The organism is Sinorhizobium chiapasense, from assembly GCF_036488675.1.
GTDB classification, from domain to species: Bacteria; Pseudomonadota; Alphaproteobacteria; order Rhizobiales; family Rhizobiaceae; genus Sinorhizobium; species Sinorhizobium chiapasense.
On record NZ_CP133150.1, the window covers coordinates 125415 to 144537 of the forward strand.

At 61.6% G+C, this 19123-nt stretch carries 17 protein-coding genes, 2 pseudogenes and 1 riboswitch; of the genes and pseudogenes, 12 read left to right on the plus strand and 7 right to left on the minus strand.

Translation table 11 applies throughout. The annotated features are described in order from the left end of the window. The first annotated feature begins 462 nt into the window (after positions 1 to 462). Positions 463 to 867 carry a helix-turn-helix domain-containing protein gene (locus RB548_RS22045; RefSeq protein ID WP_331375416.1) on the plus strand — a complete coding sequence of 135 codons (405 nt, stop codon included), beginning with the start codon at positions 463 to 465 and terminating at the stop codon, positions 865 to 867. 49 nt (positions 868 to 916) lie between these two features. Beyond that, a complete protein-coding gene (locus RB548_RS22050; RefSeq protein ID WP_331375440.1) occupies positions 917 to 1216 on the plus strand; it encodes a DNA -binding domain-containing protein in 300 nt (99 codons plus the stop codon). Between the two features lie 182 nt (positions 1217 to 1398). Here the strand turns inward: RB548_RS22050 and RB548_RS22055 are convergent, their stop codons facing one another. The 4 genes and pseudogenes from RB548_RS22055 to RB548_RS22070 form a co-directional block, all read right to left on the minus strand. Beyond that, the gene (locus RB548_RS22055) at positions 1399 to 2211 is read right to left on the minus strand and encodes a carbohydrate ABC transporter permease (protein WP_331375417.1); all 813 of its coding nucleotides are present in this window, start codon (positions 2209 to 2211) and stop codon (positions 1399 to 1401) included. A 252-nt stretch (positions 2212 to 2463) separates the two neighbouring features. Then, positions 2464 to 2784: pseudogene (locus RB548_RS32190) on the minus strand (hypothetical protein); the annotation flags it as partial. A gap of 12 nt (positions 2785 to 2796) precedes the next feature. Continuing rightward, positions 2797 to 4032, minus strand: a complete 1236-nt coding sequence (gene aztD / locus RB548_RS22065; RefSeq protein WP_331375419.1) for a zinc metallochaperone AztD — start codon at positions 4030 to 4032, stop codon at positions 2797 to 2799. A gap of 41 nt (positions 4033 to 4073) precedes the next feature. Beyond that, complete coding sequence (locus tag RB548_RS22070) at positions 4074 to 5063, minus strand: CobW family GTP-binding protein (protein WP_331375420.1); 990 nt, start codon at positions 5061 to 5063, stop codon at positions 4074 to 4076. Between the two features lie 151 nt (positions 5064 to 5214). Between RB548_RS22070 and aztA the strand changes: the two genes are divergently transcribed. The 9 genes and pseudogenes from aztA (at position 5215) to RB548_RS22115 (ending at position 13625) form a co-directional block, all read left to right on the plus strand. Beyond that, positions 5215 to 6018: a zinc ABC transporter ATP-binding protein AztA gene (gene aztA / locus RB548_RS22075; protein ID WP_331375421.1), complete on the plus strand. Its 804-nt coding sequence runs from the start codon at positions 5215 to 5217 to the stop codon at positions 6016 to 6018. Then, positions 5990 to 6877: a zinc ABC transporter permease AztB gene (gene aztB / locus RB548_RS22080; protein ID WP_331375422.1), complete on the plus strand. Its 888-nt coding sequence runs from the start codon at positions 5990 to 5992 to the stop codon at positions 6875 to 6877. Before aztA ends, aztB begins: the two co-directional genes overlap by 29 nt. Before the next feature lie 19 nt (positions 6878 to 6896). Next, entirely contained in the window at positions 6897 to 7907 is a 1011-nt protein-coding gene (gene aztC, locus RB548_RS22085) for a zinc ABC transporter substrate-binding protein AztC (protein WP_331375423.1), read from the plus strand. Positions 7908 to 7988: 81 nt separating this feature from the next. Further along, on the plus strand, positions 7989 to 9113 hold the full coding sequence (locus RB548_RS22090) for a CobW family GTP-binding protein (protein ID WP_408642437.1): 1125 nt from the start codon (positions 7989 to 7991) through the stop codon (positions 9111 to 9113). Continuing rightward, positions 9110 to 9397, plus strand: a complete 288-nt coding sequence (locus tag RB548_RS22095; RefSeq protein WP_331375424.1) for a hypothetical protein — start codon at positions 9110 to 9112, stop codon at positions 9395 to 9397. Before RB548_RS22090 ends, RB548_RS22095 begins: the two co-directional genes overlap by 4 nt. 137 nt (positions 9398 to 9534) lie before the next feature. Beyond that, positions 9535 to 9766: riboswitch (cobalamin riboswitch) on the plus strand. Between the two features lie 179 nt (positions 9767 to 9945). After that, positions 9946 to 10977, plus strand: coding sequence for an ABC transporter substrate-binding protein (locus tag RB548_RS22100; protein ID WP_331375425.1), 1032 nt, complete (start codon positions 9946 to 9948; stop codon positions 10975 to 10977). Between the two features lie 74 nt (positions 10978 to 11051). After that, positions 11052 to 12002 carry a FecCD family ABC transporter permease gene (locus tag RB548_RS22105; protein WP_331375428.1) on the plus strand — a complete coding sequence of 317 codons (951 nt, stop codon included), beginning with the start codon at positions 11052 to 11054 and terminating at the stop codon, positions 12000 to 12002. Further along, the gene (locus RB548_RS22110) at positions 11999 to 12817 is read left to right on the plus strand and encodes an ABC transporter ATP-binding protein (RefSeq protein ID WP_331375426.1); all 819 of its coding nucleotides are present in this window, start codon (positions 11999 to 12001) and stop codon (positions 12815 to 12817) included. The genes RB548_RS22105 and RB548_RS22110 overlap by 4 nt, the downstream gene beginning before the upstream one ends. Then, positions 12817 to 13625, plus strand: a pseudogene (locus tag RB548_RS22115) (class I SAM-dependent methyltransferase). Before RB548_RS22110 ends, RB548_RS22115 begins: the two are co-directional and overlap by 1 nt. A gap of 62 nt (positions 13626 to 13687) precedes the next feature. On the opposite strand, the gene RB548_RS22120 reads toward RB548_RS22115, so the two are convergent. The 3 genes from RB548_RS22120 to RB548_RS22130 form a co-directional block, all read right to left on the minus strand. Next, positions 13688 to 14503, minus strand: a complete 816-nt coding sequence (locus tag RB548_RS22120) for a carbohydrate ABC transporter permease (RefSeq protein WP_331375427.1) — start codon at positions 14501 to 14503, stop codon at positions 13688 to 13690. Further along, positions 14500 to 15441 (minus strand): carbohydrate ABC transporter permease, encoded by a 942-nt coding sequence (locus RB548_RS22125; RefSeq protein WP_331375212.1) that lies wholly within the window; start codon positions 15439 to 15441, stop codon positions 14500 to 14502. The genes RB548_RS22120 and RB548_RS22125 overlap by 4 nt, the downstream gene beginning before the upstream one ends. Positions 15442 to 15751: 310 nt before the next feature. After that, entirely contained in the window at positions 15752 to 17092 is a 1341-nt protein-coding gene (locus tag RB548_RS22130) for an ABC transporter substrate-binding protein (protein ID WP_331375213.1), read from the minus strand. 617 nt (positions 17093 to 17709) lie between these two features. On the opposite strand from RB548_RS22130, the gene RB548_RS22135 reads away from it, so the two are divergent. After that, complete coding sequence (locus tag RB548_RS22135; RefSeq protein WP_331375214.1) at positions 17710 to 19116, plus strand: LLM class flavin-dependent oxidoreductase; 1407 nt, start codon at positions 17710 to 17712, stop codon at positions 19114 to 19116. The last annotated feature ends 7 nt before the right edge of the window (positions 19117 to 19123 follow it).

Sequence of the window (19123 nt, forward strand, 5' to 3'; positions counted from 1 at the left end):
GAAAATTGCATCTTCGATTGAAGGTGCAGCGGCACCGTATCTTTGGGTGGAACCGCGGGGAAGGTCTGATTCAGCGATTCCGGTACGGTTCTACAAGAAAGTGTTTGGTGCTCAGCCGACGTCCGCTATCGGCCAAGCTAAATGCAGCAGCTTCCAAAGCGCTGCCGCGCCGTATCTTCCACATCATTGTAACGTGGGCAAGGTAACATTCTGGCGTCGCAGGATAAGGTGTTGTGACTTTGCGTATGTCGGCGAAAGTGCGACTTAGCTTACAACCCGAAAGAAGCAGTTCACCAACCGCAGCGCGTTTCGCCAGGATCTTCGCCAGGTCCGCCGCATTCAACCCCGCGTTACCACGAAAGACGCGAGGATTAGCGATGCTCGCCACCAATTTTCAACCGAGGGCCGAAAATCAGCTCTGTGAGTGATGACGCCAGAAGTACTCCGTGCTAATGCAGTCCCATGGTCAAAAAGATACCGCATCCCACCGACGTTCATGTCGGTAGTCGCATCCGCTTACAGCGCGCAATCAAGGGAATAACGCAAATGGCCCTGGCCGAGGGGATCGGCGTGACCTTTCAGCAGGTCCAAAAATACGAAAAAGGGACCAATCGCGTCAGCCCCAGTCGCTTGCAGGCCATCGCCCACATTCTGGGAAGTCCGGCCGCTTGCTTTTTCGAGGAGGGTCCTGGGGCATCCCGCTCCCCGCAGCGGCCGGCAATGGGATCCAGTGAACTCGTTGCTGAATTTCTCGACTCGACCGAGGGCATTGCCCTCAATCGTGCCTTCGTGAAAATTCAGGATCCCACCGTACGGCGGCGTTTCGTCGAGTTGGTGAGACAACTGGCCGAGGAGCCTTCGGCATAACGTAAGGGCTTCACACGGCATCGCTCTCCGAGGTGCTCATTATGTGGCGATGGTCGTCAGAATGCTTTTCGATAAGGAGCGATCCTTGAACAAGCCTTTCCGGGAAGAAGGACCACCTTTGACTCAAAGGGTGAACGCCCACGACGAGGCTCACGTCGCGACCTATCTGCGTCTGCTCGACGCGGACGCAGAAGGTGCTGACTGGCGCGAGGCGGTCAGGATCATTTTCGGCATCGATCCCGATGCCGATCCTGCTCGCGCAAAACGCATTCACGAAACCCATCTTTCTCGTGCTCGCAGGATGACCCAGGTCGGGTACCGGCATCTGCTTCATCCGCGCATGCAGTGACCCCAAAAAAGAGGCGCAGTCGCAAAAAAGAGGAGGGCCACTCGCCCGCGAGACGAAGCCTGGCCGCTCCGTGCAGGACGACGGGCACGTGGAAGCGAACGGCAGTATTTGATTCGATTCCGGGGGCAGTACGGCACTCAGTGCCGAGTGGCGACAACCTGCGCTCCGGTTCGTCCTTTATTTCACGGCGCCATGCGCGAGCCGCTGACGAGGTAGCGTTGCATGTTGAGCGCGAGCAGGTAGACCGGGGCGATGCCCGCAAGCGAAGCGGCGGCCATCTGGCCGAAATTCACCAGCCTGTCGCCCTGGAAAAGCGAAATGCCGACCGGCAGTGTCCGTGTGACATCGGAGAATGTGAAGGCGGAGGCGAAGAGGAATTCGTTATAGGACAGCACCGTGACGATGATGAAGGTTGCCACGATGCCCGGCGCGATGATCGGTGAGACGATCTGCAGAAGCGTCCGAAGCGGTCCGGCGCCGTTCATCGCGGCCGCCTCTTCGATTTCAATCGGTATCCGGTGCAGGAACGGCGTCAGCAGCCAAAAGGCGACGGGAACGTTGGCGAAGCCGTAGACGAGGACGAGGCCTGCGCGCGTGTTGAGCAGCCCGACCGCCTTCAGCAGGAAGAAGAGCGGGATGAGCGCCACGATGGGCGGTGCCATGTAGCTCGAAAGCGTCACGCTTGCCAGCCATTTGCCGCCAATCTTGAGCCGCAACACGGCATAGGCCGAGGGCAGCGCGAGCGCGATGGTGAGTAGCCCAGCCGAGAGTGAGACCATGACGGAGTTGAAAATGAAACCGGCAAGGTTCGCCGCTTCGAAAGCAGATGGCCAGTTGGCAAGCGTCGGCACCGTGGGCCAGAAATGGCCGCTCAGCACGTCGTCCTTGGTTTTGAAAGAAACGGCGACGAGATAGAGGATCGGCAGGGCAAAGAAGCCGACGATGGGCGCCGTCGCTACGACCAGCCAGCCACGTCGTGCGCCGAGCCGCATCATTCCCGCCTTTCGAAGTGCTGGTGGAGGCGCACGACGGGGAGCGTCGCCAGCCCGATGACGAGACCGTTGACGATCGTCTCGGCGGCCGCGCGGCCCACATCGAACTGCTCGATCGCCCGCCGGTAGATCGAAAATCCGCCGATGTCGTCGCAAAACCCGCTGCCCCTCGCGTGCCGGATCAGGGCATCCTCGATCTTTGTCGTGGAACTCGTTGACCTTGCCGCAGGCTTCGCAGATCTCGAAGGCGGTGACGCGCGGATGGATCTGGCCGTGTCTCGAATGACAGCAGACGACGAAGGCATTCATGCTTTCGAGACGATGCACTCGACCCGCTTCCAACAGCTTGTCGAGCGCTCGGTAGACTTGGAGTGGCGCCCTCAGGCCGTGGCCGCGCACACGATCCAGAATGCTGTATGCGCTGAGCGGCTGCACGGACGATTGCAGCACCGAGAGCACGAGGCTCTGGTTCTTCGTCAGTTTCAAATCGTCGGCATGGACCGCCTGCGGCATGATCATCTCCGGTGGAGCTTTTCTCTTGAATCGTCGGGAACCGCGACCGCAGTTCCCGACCATGACATCATTCGCTCAGTGGGATGCGCCGGAACCGCCGACCGCGACGATCGAGAACGGCTGGCCTTCAACCGCAATCGTGCGCGTTTCTTTTAGCGTTTCCGCATCAATTACCCGCACCAGGGAATGCCGTGGATCGGTGATCGCGATCTGGCCATCGGCAACTGCCAGCCGCGGACGCGGGTCACGCCAATGGCCGTCCTTGCTGTAGGGTTCGGTGATCTTGGCCTTGCGAATGATCTCGCCCTTGATGACGTCGAGCACGTGCAGATCGCCATCTTCGGTCATGATGTAGGCGTTTCGCGGCGTCGCGGGGTCGAGCAGGAAATCGACCCGACGCGTCGGAAGCTCAATCAGCCGATAAGGCTGCTCGGCATCCGGGTCGATAAGCACGACCTTGTCCTCGCCGTAGTTGCCGAGGAAGAACTGCATCGCCTTGCCGCCGAGGAGCGTGCCGGTATGGGCCCTCGGGAAGTCCGTCGGGTAGGGGAGCATCTGCAGCTTGGGGCTGTCGACGCCGCTTGGACGGGCAACAAGGACGCCCTCCTTGCAGCCGAAAGCAACGAGGCGTGCGGATGTGGCTTCGCCATGAAGGTCGGTGCATTTGGCCACTTCGCCAACTTGCTCGCCCTTCTCGTCGATCACGCGAAGGCCGATGCGTGGCGGCAATTCGTCCGGCTTGGTCTCGACTTCCGTGTTTGGCACGGAGACGAGGACGAAGCGGCCCATGGTCACCGCAACGCCGTGGTGCGGCTTGATCGTGTCGACGGTCCTCACTTCGGCCTTGCCTTCCAGAAGTGCCGCTTCGTCGATGATGTCGGCCTTGCCGCCGCGGTCGTAGAACAGGATCGCATGGTCGTCATGGGGAACGACATGGAACGGCCGTTTGCCCTCGAAGGTCACCGGGAGCAGTGCAGTATCCGAAATGTCGAGATCGCGGTGTTCGCCATGATCGGAGAATTCAACGCCGGTCTTGATCACATAGGCGATGTCGTGGTCCGACTGGGTTGCGAACACGGTCTGCCCCGACGCGCTCGCCGTCAGCGCCGCATAGCCCTTGAGGTCGTAACGAGCGAGTTCCTTGCCGTCCGAAAAGTCGATGGCGCGCACCACCGGCTGCGTGTGATCGGCGACGAAGAGGCGCCAGGCCTCGGCCGTTTCGTGATCGTCTGCCTTGGCGCCTTGCGTAGCAAACACGAGAGTCGCTGCCACTGCAGCCTTGAGTCGGTTACGGTTGAGAGACAGTCCCATCGGATCCTTCCTTTGTTATAAAACTTTGTCTTTGGCACGCGCTATTCGGCGGCTTGCCGCACAGCCCGGCACTTGAAGAAGCCGTCACTGATGATGTCCTTGGGAAGGTTCCGGCCGATGAAGACGAGACGCGTTACACGATCCTCACCATCCTTCCATGGGCGCTGGTGATCGCCTTCCAGCAGCATATGGACGGCCTGAACGACGAAGCGGTCGTCGTCTCCGACGAAGGAGATGATCCCCTTCATTCTAAGCATGTCCATGCCGAACGCCTGGACGGTTGTCTGCAGCCAATTCAGGAATTTGGCCGGATCCATCGGCTCGCGCTCGACCAGCGAGAAGCTCGTGACGTGGTCGTCGTGCTCATGCTGATGCTCTTCTTCCAGGAAGTTGGGCTCGACTTCGAGGATCTGTTCGAGATCGAAGGCCTTCCGGTTCAGCAGGCTGCCGATATCCACGTTGCAGCGCTGCGATTTTAGGATGCTCGCCGTTGGATTGATCCGGCGGATACGCTCCTCCACGGCCGCCAATTCGTCCGCGTTCACCAGATCGGTTTTGTTGAGGATGATGGTGTCTGCGAAGGCGAGCTGTTCCTGCGCCTCATGCGCCTGGTCGATCTCCCCGAGCAGATGTTTGGCATCCACGACGGTCACGATGGAATCGAGCCGGGTCTTCGACCGGACGTCCTCGTCAACAAAAAAGGTCTGCGCCACCGGAGCGGGATCAGCAAGCCCGGTGGTTTCGATCAGGATGCCGTCGAACCGGTCCCGGCGGCGCATCAGGCCCTCGATGATACGAATGAGATCGCCGCGCACGGTGCAGCAGATGCAGCCATTGTTCATCTCGAACACGTCCTCGTCGGATTCGACGATCAGGTCGTTGTCGATGCCGACCTCGCCGAACTCGTTGACGATCACCGCGAATTTCTTGCCGTGTGGCTCCGTCAGGATGCGGTTGAGAAGCGTCGTCTTCCCGGCGCCGAGATATCCGGTCAGCACTGTGACGAGTGTTGGTTCGCACTGCTTCGACATCGATTGGCCTCCTCAAGTTGACTGTTTTCGAACCGCCTGCCGCGTTTGTCATGGCCCACAGCAGGAACGGAGATAATGTTATTACGTAACATTTCGTTTGACGAACGTAATAACATTACCTATGCAGTCGCTGTCAATCCCCGAGGACGCGATGAGCGACATCTGCCTGGAATTCAAAAATCTCACACTCGGCTATCAGGGCCACGCGGCTATCCACCACCTAAGTGGCGTCGTTGAACGCGGCACCCTGACGGCGATCGTGGGCGCCAACGGCTCGGGCAAGTCGACGCTGATGAAGGGGATCGCCGGTATCCTGAGGCCGATCAGCGGTACCTGCGCCTCGCACTTCGGCCGTCTTGCTTATCTTCCACAGCTCTCAGAACTCGATCGTAGCTTTCCGGCCCGTGTGGCGGACCTGGTATCCCTCGGCTTCTGGCAGAGGCGCGGGCTGCTCGGGCGCCTGACTCGGAGCGACAGGTCCGCCCTGTCGGAATGCCTGGCCGCCGTCGGATTGAGCGGTTTCGAGGCCCGGCCGCTCGACAGCCTTTCAGGCGGACAGATGCAACGGGCGCTCTTTGCCCGCACTATGCTGCAGGATGCCGATCTCATCCTGCTGGACGAGCCCTTCAACGCCGTCGATGCCCGGACAATTTCCGACCTCGTCATACTGATCAAAGGCTGGGTTGCCGAAGGGCGGACGGTGCTGTGCGTGCTGCACGATCATGCGCTCGTACGTGAGCACATCCCGACCACAATATTGCTCGCACGGAAGCTGGTAGCTTGGGGAGCGACCGTGGACGTCCTGACGCCTGAGAATCTCCTGCGGGCAAGGGGATTTCAGGAAGCGTGGGATGAGAAGGCGGGTTGGTGCGATGAGCAATTGCCGGCTGCCGAACATACCCGTCACAGCGAGGCTTCGGCCTTGCATGAGAAGAAGGTCGCCGCCCGTGTTTGAATATCTTGTCGGCCCCTTCCTGCAATATGGCTTCATGCAGCGTGCGCTCTTCGGGGCCGTGGTCCTGTCGGTGAGCTGTGCGCCGGTCGGTGTCTTCCTGATGCTGCGGCGCATGAGTCTCACGGGGGACGCGATGTCGCACGCCATTCTTCCGGGTGCGGCGCTTGGCTTCCTGTTTTTCGGTCTCGAGATCATTCCGATGACGGCGGGCGGCCTTGCAGTTGGCCTTCTGGTCGCGCTCGGCTCCGGCGTCGTGTCGCGGTTCACGATCCAGAAGGAGGACGCCTCGATGGCCGCCTTCTACCTGATCTCGCTCGCCGTCGGCGTTCTGATTGTCTCCTGGCGCGGGTCGAGCGTCGATCTGATGCATGTCCTGTTCGGCTCTGTTTTGGCCCTCAACGATGCAGCATTGACCCTCATCGTTGCGATCGCTGCTTTCACTTATGTCGTTCTTCTTGTCTTCTGGCGCGCGCTCGTTGCCGAATGCATGGACCCACTTTTCCTTCGGTCGGTGAGCCGGATCGGCGGCCCGGTTCATCTCCTGTTCCTCGTGCTCGTCGTGCTCAATCTTGTCGGCGGGTTCCAGGCTCTTGGCACGCTGCTGTCGGTCGGCTTGATGATGCTGCCCGCGGTGGCGGCGCGCTTCTGGTCGAACAACGTTCGCAGCCTCTGCCTCATCGCAGTCGCCATGGCCGTCGCATCCTCGGTCGGCGGTCTCATTCTTTCCTACCATGCGTCGATGCCTTCCGGCCCGGCGATCATCTTCATCGCCGGAGCCTTCTACCTCTTCTCCGCACTGGTTGGCCGCCGCGGAGTGCTTTCAAGCCTCCTCGTCTCCGCTCGCCATAAAACAGCCTGATCAACAGAAGGAGATCTCCATGTTCAGGACCTTGCGCTTCGCAACCTATGCCAGCCTGCTGACGCTTGGTGGCCTCGCCTCGACCGCGTCCGCCGCCGAGTTGAAAGTCATTGCGAGTTTTTCCATCATCGCGGATTTCGCGAAGAACGTTGGGGGTGATCGGGTCGATTTCTCGACGCTGGTGCCGGTCGACGGCGACGCGCATGTCTACGAACCTCGACCGGCAGATGCCGCTTCGCTGGAGCAGGCGGATGTCATCCTTGTAAACGGCTTGGAGTTCGAAGGCTTCATGTCGCGGCTCATCGAGACGAGCCGCACCAAGGCGCCCGCTGTCGAGGTGAGCAAGGGTATCGAGCCGCTGAAGTCTGCCGAAGAGCATCACCATCACGAGGGTGAGAAGGGGGCCGAGGGTGAGCACGATCATGACCATGAGGCCGTGGACAAGGCAGAGGGCGACACTGGACATGAACATGACAACGACGACCACCACCATCATGGCGAGTTCGACCCGCACGCCTGGCAATCGATCCACAACGCCGAGATCTATGTGAAGAACATCGCCGACGCTTTCTGCACGGCCGACAAGGCCGGCTGCGCGACTTATACGGCGAATGCAGAAGCCTATCTTGCGAAGCTTGACGAATTGCAGAGCGAGGTGAAGGCGGCAATCGCATCCATTCCGGAAGGCAAACGCACGATCATCACCTCCCACGATGCCTTCGGCTATTTCGAGCGTGAATACGGCCTGAAGTTTATCGCACCGGAGGGCGTTTCGACCGAAGCGGAAGCATCCGCCGCCGATGTTGCCAAGCTCGTCGATCAGGTGAAAGAGGACAAGGCGTCGGCAATCTTCGTCGAGAACATCACCAATCCGCGCCTCGTCGAGCAAATCGCCAGGGAGACCGGTCTCAAGATTGGCGGGACGCTCTACTCCGACGCGCTTTCCGGCCCGGACGGTCCGGCATCCACCTACATCGACATGTTCCGGCACAACGTGAACACGATGAAGACCGCAATCCTCGGAAGCTGACTCCAGCCGAACCTGCCCGGCCACGGGCCGGGCAGGCTCTGTTCCAAATCCTGCAAACGAAGCGGATGTGATCGAGACATGATGGGTGGCCTGTTCAAGCGGCGCAAGGCGGTGCGTGGTATCGTGGAGGATGACATGAAGGGACTCTACGATCCCGTTCCCGTGACATTGCTGACGGGATTTCTCGGCTCCGGCAAGACCACGCTGCTCAACGACGTGCTTGCCGATCCCCGGATGGCGGGGACAACCGTCATCGTCAACGAGTTCGGTTCGGTCGCTATCGATCACAGCCTCGTGCGCACCGGATCCGAAACCTACTTCCAGACCACGACCGGCTGCATCTGCTGCACGGCGACCAGCGATATTCGCATCTCCCTCTACGAAATGCATGAGGCACGGATGCGAGGGGAGGTTCCCTCGGTTTCGCGCGTGGTCATCGAGACCACCGGACTCGCGGATCCGGCTCCCATCATCAACAGCCTTATTCCGGGCGGCGCGCCGGCCATGGGATTGCGGGACCATGTCGTCGCGCGTCATTTCTATCTCGCTGGCGTCGTCACGGTGTTCGACGTAATGAACGGTCGCGCAACCCTCGACAGTTTCCTCGAAGGCTGGAAGCAGCTTGCCTTTGCCGATCATGTCGTTCTGACGAAAACCGACCTTGCGGCTGGTCCGCATGATTGGGCTGCGGAGCTGAACGAACTCAATCCGGCGGCTTGCTACCATGATCGCCATGAGACTGGATTTGACCTCCACGCTCTGTTCGGCGATCGCACCTATTCCATTTCCGGCAAGGCCGAGGATGTACCGGGATGGCTCGCGATGGAGACGCTTACCCGACATCCGGCTCATGCGCATCACCCGAACCGGCATGGGGACGAGATCGAGGCAATCAGCCTGGTGCACGACGTAGCCTTGTCGCCGCAGTCCGTCGAAACCTTTCTCCACATCGTCACCAGCAATATCGACTCTGGGCTCCTGCGGCTGAAGGGCCTGTTCGCCCTGACCGACGATCCGGATCGGCCGCTGATCGCCCATGCGGTCCAGAACCGGCTCTATCCGCCTCAGCGCCTCGAAACATGGCCGGACGACGACCGGCGCAGCCGCGTCGTTCTCATCGGCCAGGACATGCCGGAGAAGTCGATCCGCGACCTTTTCGCGGTGCTGGCGCCGCGTTCGGCAAAGAAGTCGCGGAGGTCGGCATGAACGACGCTTTCGTCAATCCGCTGACGCGGGGCACCCCCGGCATTGTCGGCAAAACCCGGACGATCAAGGCCTGGGCACGCGAGGTGCTGAATCTGGCCGACGAGGCGGTCGTATCGGTGAATGAGCTTTCCTGCCATCTGCCGGGCTGCCCGCCGAAGGAAACGGTGATCCTGGTGATGCACCAGGCAGACACCATGCAGATCTCGATCCACAAGGCCATGAAGGACGTCGCGAAAGACGACATCGCGTATGCGTTCTCGGCTTCTGCAACGGGGCCGGTCTGAAAATTCGACCGCGACATTGCGGAGAACATATCGGCGCGGGTGATCAGCCTTGAGGATAAGACGTTTGATGGGACCGTCGGTTGATCACGAGCGACGACAGGGCGTCGCAGTCTACTTGACGGAGCGAATGCCTCTCCGTTATCTGGATGGGACGGTTCCCCTACCCAGGAGGTGGAGGGGATTAATAGGGAACACGGTGCGGAAGACCCCAGGAGGGACCAAGACCGTGGCTGCCCCCGCAACTGTAAGCGGATTGCCGTCCATCCTAGTGGCGCCGACGCGCCATGCCACTGTGCGAGCCGCACGGGAAGGCAGATGGACCGGCAGATATCCGCGAGCCAGGAGACCTGCCGTCAGATATCGATCCATCGTCACGGGCGGGGATGCCCGGAACAGGAGCCTTGAATGAAGATCACAAGCGCCTCGCGGCGCAGACCGACGCCGCCTTTCCCGTATCCTGACGACTGTTCGATCTCGCGGACGGCCTGACGCCTTCCGATCGTCACGCCGCCTTGCGCGGTTTTCCAATCCGTATTCGGGGATAGTACATGACATCTTTTCTCAAGCCGTCGTTGCGTGCGGTTTTCCTCTTCGCAGCGCTCGCGCCAGTTGCCCTCGCCGGTAAGGCGCAGGCAGCCGAGACCAACTATCCGCTGACGCTCGAAAACTGCGGCCGTAAGGTCACTTTCCAGAAGGCGCCGACAAAGACCGTCTCCATCGGCCAGAGCAGCACCGAAATCCTTTATCTGCTCGGCCTCGCCGACAGGGTCGTCGGCACCGCGCTCTGGGTCGGTCCAGTGCTGAGGGGCTACGAGGAGGTCAACGCCAAAATCGACCGGCTTGCCGACAACGACCCGAGCTTCGAGAGCGTGCTCGCCAAGAAGCCCGACATCGTCGCCGTGCAGTTCCAGTGGCAGATCGGGCCGGAAGGCGTGGTCGCCAAACCGGAGCAGCTCGAGGAACTCGGCATCCCGGTCTACACCTCGCCGTCCGACTGCGTGGGCAAGGAAAACTCCGCCGCCAGCGACGGCGCGCGCCACCAGGGCTTCACGATGGACCGCGTCTACCAGGAGATCCGCGAACTGGCTCAGATCTACGATGTGCAGGATAAGGGCGACGAGGTCGTGGCGACCCTGAAGAAGCGTGAAGAAGCCGCCCGGGCGAAGGCTGCTTCCGCGAACGGCAAGCTCTCGGCCGTGTTCTGGTTTTCGAGCGCCGCCGATGCCGATCCTTACGTCGCCGGAAAGAATGGTGCGCCGGGCTACATCATGTCGGCGCTCGGCATCGACAACATCATCAAGACGGACGACGAATGGCCGACGGTTGGTTGGGAAACCATCGCCAAGGCGGACCCGACGGTGATCGTCGCCGGGTCCATGGAGCGCCGTCGCTATCCGCTCGACAGTCTGGAAGCCAAACTCGAATTCCTGAAGGCCGATTCGGTCGCCAGCCTGATGTCGGCCGTCAAGAACGGCTATGTCTTCGACATGGATGCGCAGGCGATGAACCCGACGATCCGCACGGTCGACGGCATCGAAGCGCTGGCTGACGCGATCGCCGAAGCCGGGCTCGCCAAGTGAGCCGGACATCGACATCGCTCGGACGGACGGGCGCGGCTTTTGCCGCGCTCGCCATTCTTCTGATCGCGCTCTGGATGGGAGCGGCCATCGGTGAGACGGCTATTCCGCTTAAGACCGTGGCGCAGACTGTTGCGAACAGGTTGTGGAATGCCGGCTATCCGCTCGAGCCGATCGACGAAGGCATCATCTGGAGCTATCGCCTCAGTCGCGCGGTCGTCGCCGCGTCTTGTGGGGCGGCGCTGGCGCTCTCCGGCGCCGTTCTGCAATCGCTGCTGCGCAATCCGTTGGCCGATCCATATATCCTAGGTATCTCCGCCGGCGCCTCGACCGGTGCCGTCAGCGTCGCGATCCTCGGCGTCGGTGCCGGCATGCTCACCCTGCCGCTCGGCGCCTTCTTCGGTGCGATCGTCGCATTCGTGCTGGTCAGCGTGCTGGCGGTGAGGGCGGGGCGGGGCACGGCAGCGATCATCCTTGCTGGCGTCGCGGGGTCGCAGCTCTTCAACGCGCTCACCTCCTTCATCGTCACCAAGGCCGCGACCGCGGAGCAGGCGCGCGGCATCATGTTCTGGCTGCTAGGAAATCTTTCAGGCGTACGTTGGCCGGACGCCTGGCTGGCCGTTCCGGCATCAGTCGTCGGCTTGGCAGTCTGCCTTTGGCATTCGCGGGCTCTCGACGCCTTTACCTTCGGTTCGGAGTCGGCCGCCTCGCTCGGTATTTTGGTTCGCCGCACCTACGTCGTGCTCGTCGGCGTTTCCGCCATGATGACCGCGGTGATGGTGTCCATCGTCGGCTCCATCGGCTTCGTCGGGCTCGTCATTCCCCATGCCGCCCGCATGCTGGTCGGCGTGCGCCACGGCGCGCTGCTTCCGGCCGCCGCTCTGATCGGGGCCGTCTTCATGATTGTGGCCGACATTCTGTCGCGCACGCTAATCGCTGGCCAGGTGCTGCCAATCGGCGTCATCACAGCGCTCGTCGGGGCTCCGGCCTTCGCGCTCATTCTCGGACAAAGGAGGGCCCGCGGATGACGCTTTCGGCCGATGATGTCTCATGGTCCGCCGGCGGAGCGGAGATCCTGAAAGGTGTTTCGCTGACTGTACAGCGGGGCGAATTCCTCGGCATCATCGGCCCCAATGGATCTGGCAAAACGAGCCTCATGTCCCTGCTGGCCGCCATCCGCAGGCCAAAGTCTGGTGCGGTGCTTCTCGACGGGGCGCCGATCGGCAGCCTCGGCCGTCGTGCGATCGCGCAGCGTCTGGCCCTTGTCGAGCAACAGGCCGAGACGGGCGAACGGATCACCGCGCGCCAGGCAGTCGAGCTCGGCCGAACACCCTATCTCGGCGCATTGTCTCCGTCGTCGCCAGACGACGACCGGATCGTCGAGGCGGCGCTTCAAAATGTCGACATGGCCCATCTGGCGGGACGGCTCTGGCATACGCTTTCCGGCGGAGAGCGTCAGCGCCTGCATATCGCACGAGCATTTGCACAGGAGCCGGAAATCCTGCTGCTTGACGAGCCGACCAACCATCTCGACATCGGTCATCAGATAAGCCTCCTTGACTTGGTCCATCGCCAGGCGTTGACGGTCGTGGCGGCGCTTCACGATCTCAACCACGCTGCCATGTTCTGCGACCGGATCGCGGTGATGCAGGCCGGTCGGCTCGTTGCGCTCGGTCGGCCGCAAGACGTCCTTACCGAAGACCGCATCCGCGAGGTCTTCGGCGTTGACGTCGAGATCGAGCAGGATGGCGAGGGCATCTGCCACATCCGCTTCCTGACAAGACGTTCGCCGGCGCGGATCAAGGCCGTGCGGCTCGAAGACCTTTCAGCCATGGGAGCCTGATGGACATGCGCAACCATGACCTCAAGGAAGACATCCGGGCATACTGGTCGAAGCGCTCGGCGACCTTCACTGGCTTTCGGCCATCGCATCGCGCCGGGGCCGGAGCTCGAAGCCTGGGCCACAGCGGTGCGCGACGCAATCGGCCCGGAACCGAAGAGGGTCCTGGAGCTCGCCTGCGGCACCGGCGAGGTGACGAACGTGCTGCTCTCGCTGGGCCACGACGTGACGGCGCTCGACTTTTCGGAAGCCATGCTTGGGGTCGCCCGTGCCAAGCATGCCGGCAACCGGTGTGTGCGCTTCATCCTCGCCGATGCCGAGCGCACCATGGAGCCGGACGAGACCTATGACGCTGTGATCTGCCGGCATCTGGTCTGGACGCTGACGGAGCCGGAACAGGCGCTTGCTGACTGGTTCCGAGTGATAAAACCCGGTGGGAAGCTGCTGGTCTTCGATGGCGACTGGACGAAGCCGACGCACGTGGGGCGACTTGCGAGTTTCGCCGTCCGCTGCATAGCCGTTCATCGGACACGACCCCTTTTACGACGGCGCCATGAGTGAGAAACATGCCAACATCATGACGCGGCTGCCCTTCAGCGAGGGACTGACCGCTGCGCGTCTCGGGCCGCTGGTGGAAGCCGCGGGCTTTAACGATATCCACTTTCCCTCACATCGGCAGATCGCCGTCGCCCGACGAAAGACCGCCGACCTCAGGAACAGGCTCCGGACACGATTCTATCGCCGCTTCACCCTCGTCGCGTCGCGTCCTGTCGACGCGACAGGCTGGCAGGCCGAATTCCGCCAATCTTGAGACGCAACATCGCACAGGCCGAGGGCAACGCGAGGGGTCGCGGAGGCATTCCGCTTTTTGCCCTATTTCACGGCGCCATGCGCAAGCCCGCTGACCAGGTAGCGCTGCATGAAGAGCGCGATCAGGTAGACCGGGGCGATGCCCGCCAAGGAGGCCGCCGCCATCTGGCCGAAATTCACCAGCCTGTCACCCTGGAAAAGCGAAATCCCGACCGGCAATGTCCTCGTGGCATCAGAGAAGGTGAAGGCGGAGGCGAAGAGGAGTTCGTTGTAAGACAGCACCGTGACGATGATGAAGGTCGCCACGATCCCGGGCGCAATGATCGGCACGACGATCTGCAGAAGCGTGCGAAGCGGTCCGGCGCCGTCCATCGCAGCCGCCTCTTCGATCTCGACCGGTATCCGGCGCAGGAACGGCGTCAGCAGCCAGAAGGCGACTGGCACGTTGGCGAAGCCGTAGATGAGGACCAGCCCCGCGCGCGTGTCGAGCAGCCCGGTCGCCTTCAGCAGGAAGAAGAGCGGGATGAGCGCCACGATCGGCGGTGCCATGTAGCTCGATAGCGTCACATCCGAGAGCCATTTGCCGCCGATCTTGAGCCGCAGGACCGCATAGGCCGAGGGCAGCCCCAACACGATCGTGAGCAGTCCCGCAAGTAGCGACACGACCACCGAGTTCAGGATGAAGCCGACGACATTGGCCGCTTCGAAGGCTGTCGGCCAGTTGGCCAATGTCGGCGCCGTTGGAAAGAAATGGCCGTCCAGCACATCGTCCTTCGTTTTCAGGGATACGGCGACGAGATAAAGGATGGGCAGGGCGAAGAAGCCGACGATCGGCGCCGTCGCCAGGCCCAGCCAGAGATGTCGTCCGGCAAGCCTCATATCTCTCGCCTCTCGAAACGCTGATGGAGGCGGACGACCGGGAGCGTCGCCAACCCGATGACCAGACCGTAGACGATCGTCTCGGCCGCCGCACGGCCGACATCGAACTGCTCGATTGCCCGCCGGTAGATCGAAAATCCGGCCGATGTCGTCGCGAAGCCCGGCCCGCCGAAGGTGAGGATGTAGACGAGGTCGAAGAGCTTGAACGACAGGATGAGCTTCAGCAGATAGATCGACGAGAGTGGCGCGGCGACGAGTGGAAGCGTGATGTGCCAGAAGCGCTGCCAGCTATTCGCGCCGTCGACCAACGCCGCCTCGTGAACCCCGTCCGGGATTGTCGAAAGTGCGGCAAAGCAGAGAATGACGATGAAGGGCGTCCACTGCCAGAGATCGGCGACGGCGATCGCCAGCCAGGCCAGTATCGGATCGCCGAGAAAGGAGATCGGCTGGGAAATAAGCCCATAACTGATCAGAGTGCCATTCAAGAGCCCACCGGCCGGCGCGAGGATGAGCTTCCAGGCGACGCCTACCATGACCGGCGGCGTCATTAGTGGAAGAAGCACGACGCTCGTCAGGAAGCGGCCCGCCTTCAGAAGAGAGGTGAAGAGAAGCGCGATCAGGAACCCGAGCGCGAGCTGCAGCAGTGATGTCGAAAGTGCATAGGCAATGCTCTTTCCGATCGCTGAAAGAAAGACTGGATCCTGCAGGGTCGTTGCGAAATGCTTGATGCCGACAAAGCCGCGGAATGGTTTTCCGAGCGTGCTTTTGCTCACGGCGAGCGCCAACAGGAAGACGGTCGGATAAAGTGTCGTGACGGCCAACGCGAGAAGGACCGGAGCGATCCACAAAGCTCGGCCGAAGCGCTGCAAGAGTACGGCAGAGCGTGGGGAATGGCGGCTTTCGCCGATCCGCGGGAGGTCGACGGTGAAGGCGGTCATGCTGCCTCCGCGCGGTTCGGAGGCGTCGCGCCAGGATCTGCCCGGGCTGCGAGAAGCCCCGGCCCCGACGTTGTCGACTTCGCAGCAGGCGGGGCGGCAGTCGCTGTTTCAATCCAGCTATCGTTTGGCGTCGGCTCACGTGCCAGAATGATCACCCCCGCAGGTCCGGGCCAAGACCCAAAGCCAACGGCTACGATGTCGACTTCATTGCGGCAGAGTCTGCGCTTCGGCACGGATGTGCTCATGATCTATCGCCTCGTTGAAAGGGTGGGGACGCAGTCAGGGAGCAAGCGACGGCGTCCGCGCGCAGTCAGCCGTTTGTCTCGATGATCTCGGTCCAGGCTCGATGGGCATCGGCGATCGCCTGTTCAGCGCTCTTGGTGCTGGCCAGCGCCAGCGCCAGTTCATCGGTCAGTGCATTTTCGAGCTTCGGCGCGTAGACAGCGGTCGGCCAGGCGAGGCTGTTTTCCAATGCGCCGTCGTCGAGCAGCGGCTGCACGAGCGGTTGGAAAGCTCTGAATTTTTCCGACTTCAAGCCCGACTGGCGATCCGGGTCGATGCCCGAACCGGTGAGCGTCAGGAGCTGTTCGTGATAATCCTTGCTGGTGACAAGCTTGATCAGTTCCCAGGCAACATCCTTGTTCTGCGATCCGGTGGTGATCGCAAAGCCAAAGCCGGCGTTGAAGGCCAGACGCGGCGTCTTGTTGCCGCCGCCGACGGGGATGCGTGCCACGTCCCACTTGTCGACGATCTTCGATCCCTTGGGATCCTGAGCATAGCCGCCGAGGTCGGTCCAGAAGTCGATCTGCGCTGCCTTGCCGTTGAGAAAGGCGGGCAGGCCTTCCTCGAAGCGGGTTTCGAGCGGAGTGGGAAGGGCATAGGGCGTGGAGGCGATGAGCGACTTCAGCGCTTCGACGGCCTCTGTGCTGTCGAGCGCGGACGTGCCGTCGGCTTTGAGGAAGTTGCCGCCGAAGCCGGTCAGCCGGTTGGCATAGGTGGACAGGACGATCACCGGGATCTTTGCCCCGCGCACGGCCGCACCATAGATACCATTCTTCGACTCGGCCTCGGTGATCACCTTGGCGTTCTCGTTGTACTCGTCCCAGGTCTTCGGCGCCTTCAAGCCGTAGCGGTCGAAAAGCTCGCGGTTGTAAAACAGGAGATGGCTGTCGCCGTCATAGGGCAGACCGTAACGGCGGCCGTCGTGCAGTGTGTACTGGTCGTAAATGGTCTGGATGAAATCCTCGGGTTGGATTGCGGCCTTGTCTCGCTCGATGAGATCGGTGACATCCTCGATGATGCCGTCTTCGGCGAGTTGGCCCTTGTAGGTGTAGAAGTAGTCGATGACATCGAACTGGTTGGCGCCCGATTGCACATCAAGCGTTGCCTTCACGCTGACCTGGTCATAGGGAACTGCGGTGACGGTGACCTTGGCGCCGGTCAACTTTTCAAAATCTTCGGCGATTTTCCTGCCGGTGACGACATGCGGCTGGATGATCAAAAGGTTGATGGTGCGGCCTGCGAACTTGTTGCTCGCCGAGATTGCCGGTGATGAGGCAAGCGGAGCGATGAAGGGCAGTGTGCCTGCGGCGGCGAGCGATTTCAGCACGCCGCGGCGACGATACGCCTGGCCAAGAATCTTGTCGTACATGGATTTCTCCCTCAGATCTGGGGTTGATGCTTGCGCGCGTCGGATTGCCCGTCCTTCGGTGTCGCGGTCGATGGGCCACTCTGTCGGCCTTCGCCCATTTGCATCATGCGGGAAATCGGGAGTGAGATATACAAATAATCTATAGGTTTTATGGATTATAAGGGAATGATTTTCCTGCTGCGAGCCACTGGTCGAGGCACGAATTTTTCCTTGAGCGGGCGTTGCCCCTCAACAGGGTGCGGCCGTGACGACCCTCATTGGCGTCCGTTTCGAACCGCGGTGCCAAGCACCATCGGCGTTTCCACATGATCGAAACTATCGACGGTGAGATCAACGAAGGCGTGGCCATTCAGCCTTGGCGACCTTACGGATGATGCGACACATTGTTTCCCCGCGCCCGCGTGGAAGGTCGGACGCGCTGCAACCGCGGTAGGCGGGTGTGCCGCTGCAATGCTCGAAACAGCGACGCTGGACATCGGTTTTTCGCGAACGCGGCAATCCGCGGAAAAACATTGCCCACATAAGTACATTAAAAAGATGGATTAACTGTATATATGCTGCCGACCTGCGATGCTGGAGGCGATCGCTATCTCGGCCGAACCCGACGGAGCCTGCGGATGAGCAAGACCATTCGTTTCAACGCCTTCGACATGAACTGCGTTGGCCACCAGTCGCCGGGTCTTTGGGCGCATCCCCGCGACCGATCCTACAAATACAAGGACCTAGACTATTGGCAGGATCTCGCCCGAACCCTCGAGCGCGGTGTCTTCGACGGCATCTTCATCGCCGACGTCATCGGCTATTACGACGTTTACAAGGGAAACAACTATCACGCGATCCATCAGGCGGCGCAGATACCGGTGAACGATCCGCTGCAACTCGCCGCCCCTATTGCGCTTGCCACCGAGCATCTTGGCATCGGCATCACCGCCTCAATCTCCTTCGAGCATCCCTATACCTTCGCGAGGCGCCTCGCGACCGCCGATCACCACACCGAGGGGCGGGTCGGCTGGAACATCGTCACGTCCTATCTCGAAAGCGGCGCGAAGAACGTGGGGCAGGGCGGCTTGCGCAAGCATGACGACCGCTACGCCGTTGCGCACGAATATCTGGAGGTCATCTACAAGCTGCTCGAAGGCTCCTGGGAGGATGGCGCCGTCGTCCGCGACCGCGAAGCCCGCGTCTTCACCCACCCCGAGAAGGTCCATGAGATCGGTCATCGCGGCAAATATTTCGAGGTGCCCGGCTATCACCTCTCGGAGCCCTCGCCGCAGCGCACGCCGGTGCTCTATCAGGCCGGCGCCTCGGGGCCTGGCAAGAAGTTTGCGGCCGAGCACGCCGAATGCGTCTTCGTGGCCGCGCAGACGAAAACAATCCTCCGTAATTACGTCGCCGACATCCGGGCAGGGGCTTTCGCCTCCGGGCGCTCGCCCGACAGCTTCAAGATCTACAATCTGCTGACGGTGATCGTCGAGGAGACCGACGAGAGGGCCCGCGCCAAGTTCCGCGACTATCTCGACTACGTGTCCTATGACGGGTCTCTCGTGTTCATGTCGGGCTGGACCGGCATCGATTTTTCCCGCTACGAGCCGGACGATCTGGTGCGCAAGGTCGAGACGAACGCCATTCATTCCGCCGTCGACAGCCTTTCCGAGGGTGATCCGAACCAGCGCTGGACCATTCGCGAGCTCGCCGAATGGGGCGGGGTGGGCGGCATGGGGCCGGTCGTCGTCGGCTCTGCCTCTACCGTTGCGGACGAGTTGCAGCAGTGGGTGGAGGAGACCGGCGTCGACGGCTTCAACCTCGCCTATGCGGTGACGCCCGAGACCTTCGAGGACATCGTCGGCTATCTCGTTCCCGAGTTGCAGAAGCGCGGCGTCTATCCGCGCGAATACCGTCCCGGCACGTTGCGCGAAAAGCTCTTCGGCCGCGGCCCGCGCCTCGAGGCCCCGCATCCTGGCGCGCGCTACCGCGACATCGAAGCCGTCAAGCGCGGCGAAGCGCTGCTTGCCACCGGCAGCTAACCTCACT

Bases quoted from the DNA above. Each gene is read 5' to 3' on its own strand.
- RB548_RS22050 (WP_331375440.1), top strand. From the start codon at position 917: ATGGTCGTCAGAATGCTTTTCGATAAGGAGCGATCCTTGAACAAGCCT.
- RB548_RS22135 (WP_331375214.1), top strand. From the start codon at position 17,710: ATGAGCAAGACCATTCGTTTCAACGCCTTCGACATGAACTGCGTTGGC.
- aztD (WP_331375419.1), bottom strand. From the start codon at position 4,032: ATGGGACTGTCTCTCAACCGTAACCGACTCAAGGCTGCAGTGGCAGCG.
- RB548_RS22120 (WP_331375427.1), bottom strand. From the start codon at position 14,503: ATGAGGCTTGCCGGACGACATCTCTGGCTGGGCCTGGCGACGGCGCCG.
- RB548_RS22070 (WP_331375420.1), bottom strand. From the start codon at position 5,063: ATGTCGAAGCAGTGCGAACCAACACTCGTCACAGTGCTGACCGGATAT.
- RB548_RS22100 (WP_331375425.1), top strand. From the start codon at position 9,946: ATGACATCTTTTCTCAAGCCGTCGTTGCGTGCGGTTTTCCTCTTCGCA.
- aztB (WP_331375422.1), top strand. From the start codon at position 5,990: ATGAGAAGAAGGTCGCCGCCCGTGTTTGAATATCTTGTCGGCCCCTTC.
- RB548_RS22105 (WP_331375428.1), top strand. From the start codon at position 11,052: ATGGGAGCGGCCATCGGTGAGACGGCTATTCCGCTTAAGACCGTGGCG.
- RB548_RS22125 (WP_331375212.1), bottom strand. From the start codon at position 15,441: ATGACCGCCTTCACCGTCGACCTCCCGCGGATCGGCGAAAGCCGCCAT.
- aztC (WP_331375423.1), top strand. From the start codon at position 6,897: ATGTTCAGGACCTTGCGCTTCGCAACCTATGCCAGCCTGCTGACGCTT.
- RB548_RS22130 (WP_331375213.1), bottom strand. From the start codon at position 17,092: ATGTACGACAAGATTCTTGGCCAGGCGTATCGTCGCCGCGGCGTGCTG.
- RB548_RS22045 (WP_331375416.1), top strand. From the start codon at position 463: ATGGTCAAAAAGATACCGCATCCCACCGACGTTCATGTCGGTAGTCGC.
- aztA (WP_331375421.1), top strand. From the start codon at position 5,215: ATGAGCGACATCTGCCTGGAATTCAAAAATCTCACACTCGGCTATCAG.
- RB548_RS22110 (WP_331375426.1), top strand. From the start codon at position 11,999: ATGACGCTTTCGGCCGATGATGTCTCATGGTCCGCCGGCGGAGCGGAG.
- RB548_RS22055 (WP_331375417.1), bottom strand. From the start codon at position 2,211: ATGATGCGGCTCGGCGCACGACGTGGCTGGCTGGTCGTAGCGACGGCG.
- RB548_RS22095 (WP_331375424.1), top strand. From the start codon at position 9,110: ATGAACGACGCTTTCGTCAATCCGCTGACGCGGGGCACCCCCGGCATT.
- RB548_RS22090 (WP_408642437.1), top strand. From the start codon at position 7,989: ATGGGTGGCCTGTTCAAGCGGCGCAAGGCGGTGCGTGGTATCGTGGAG.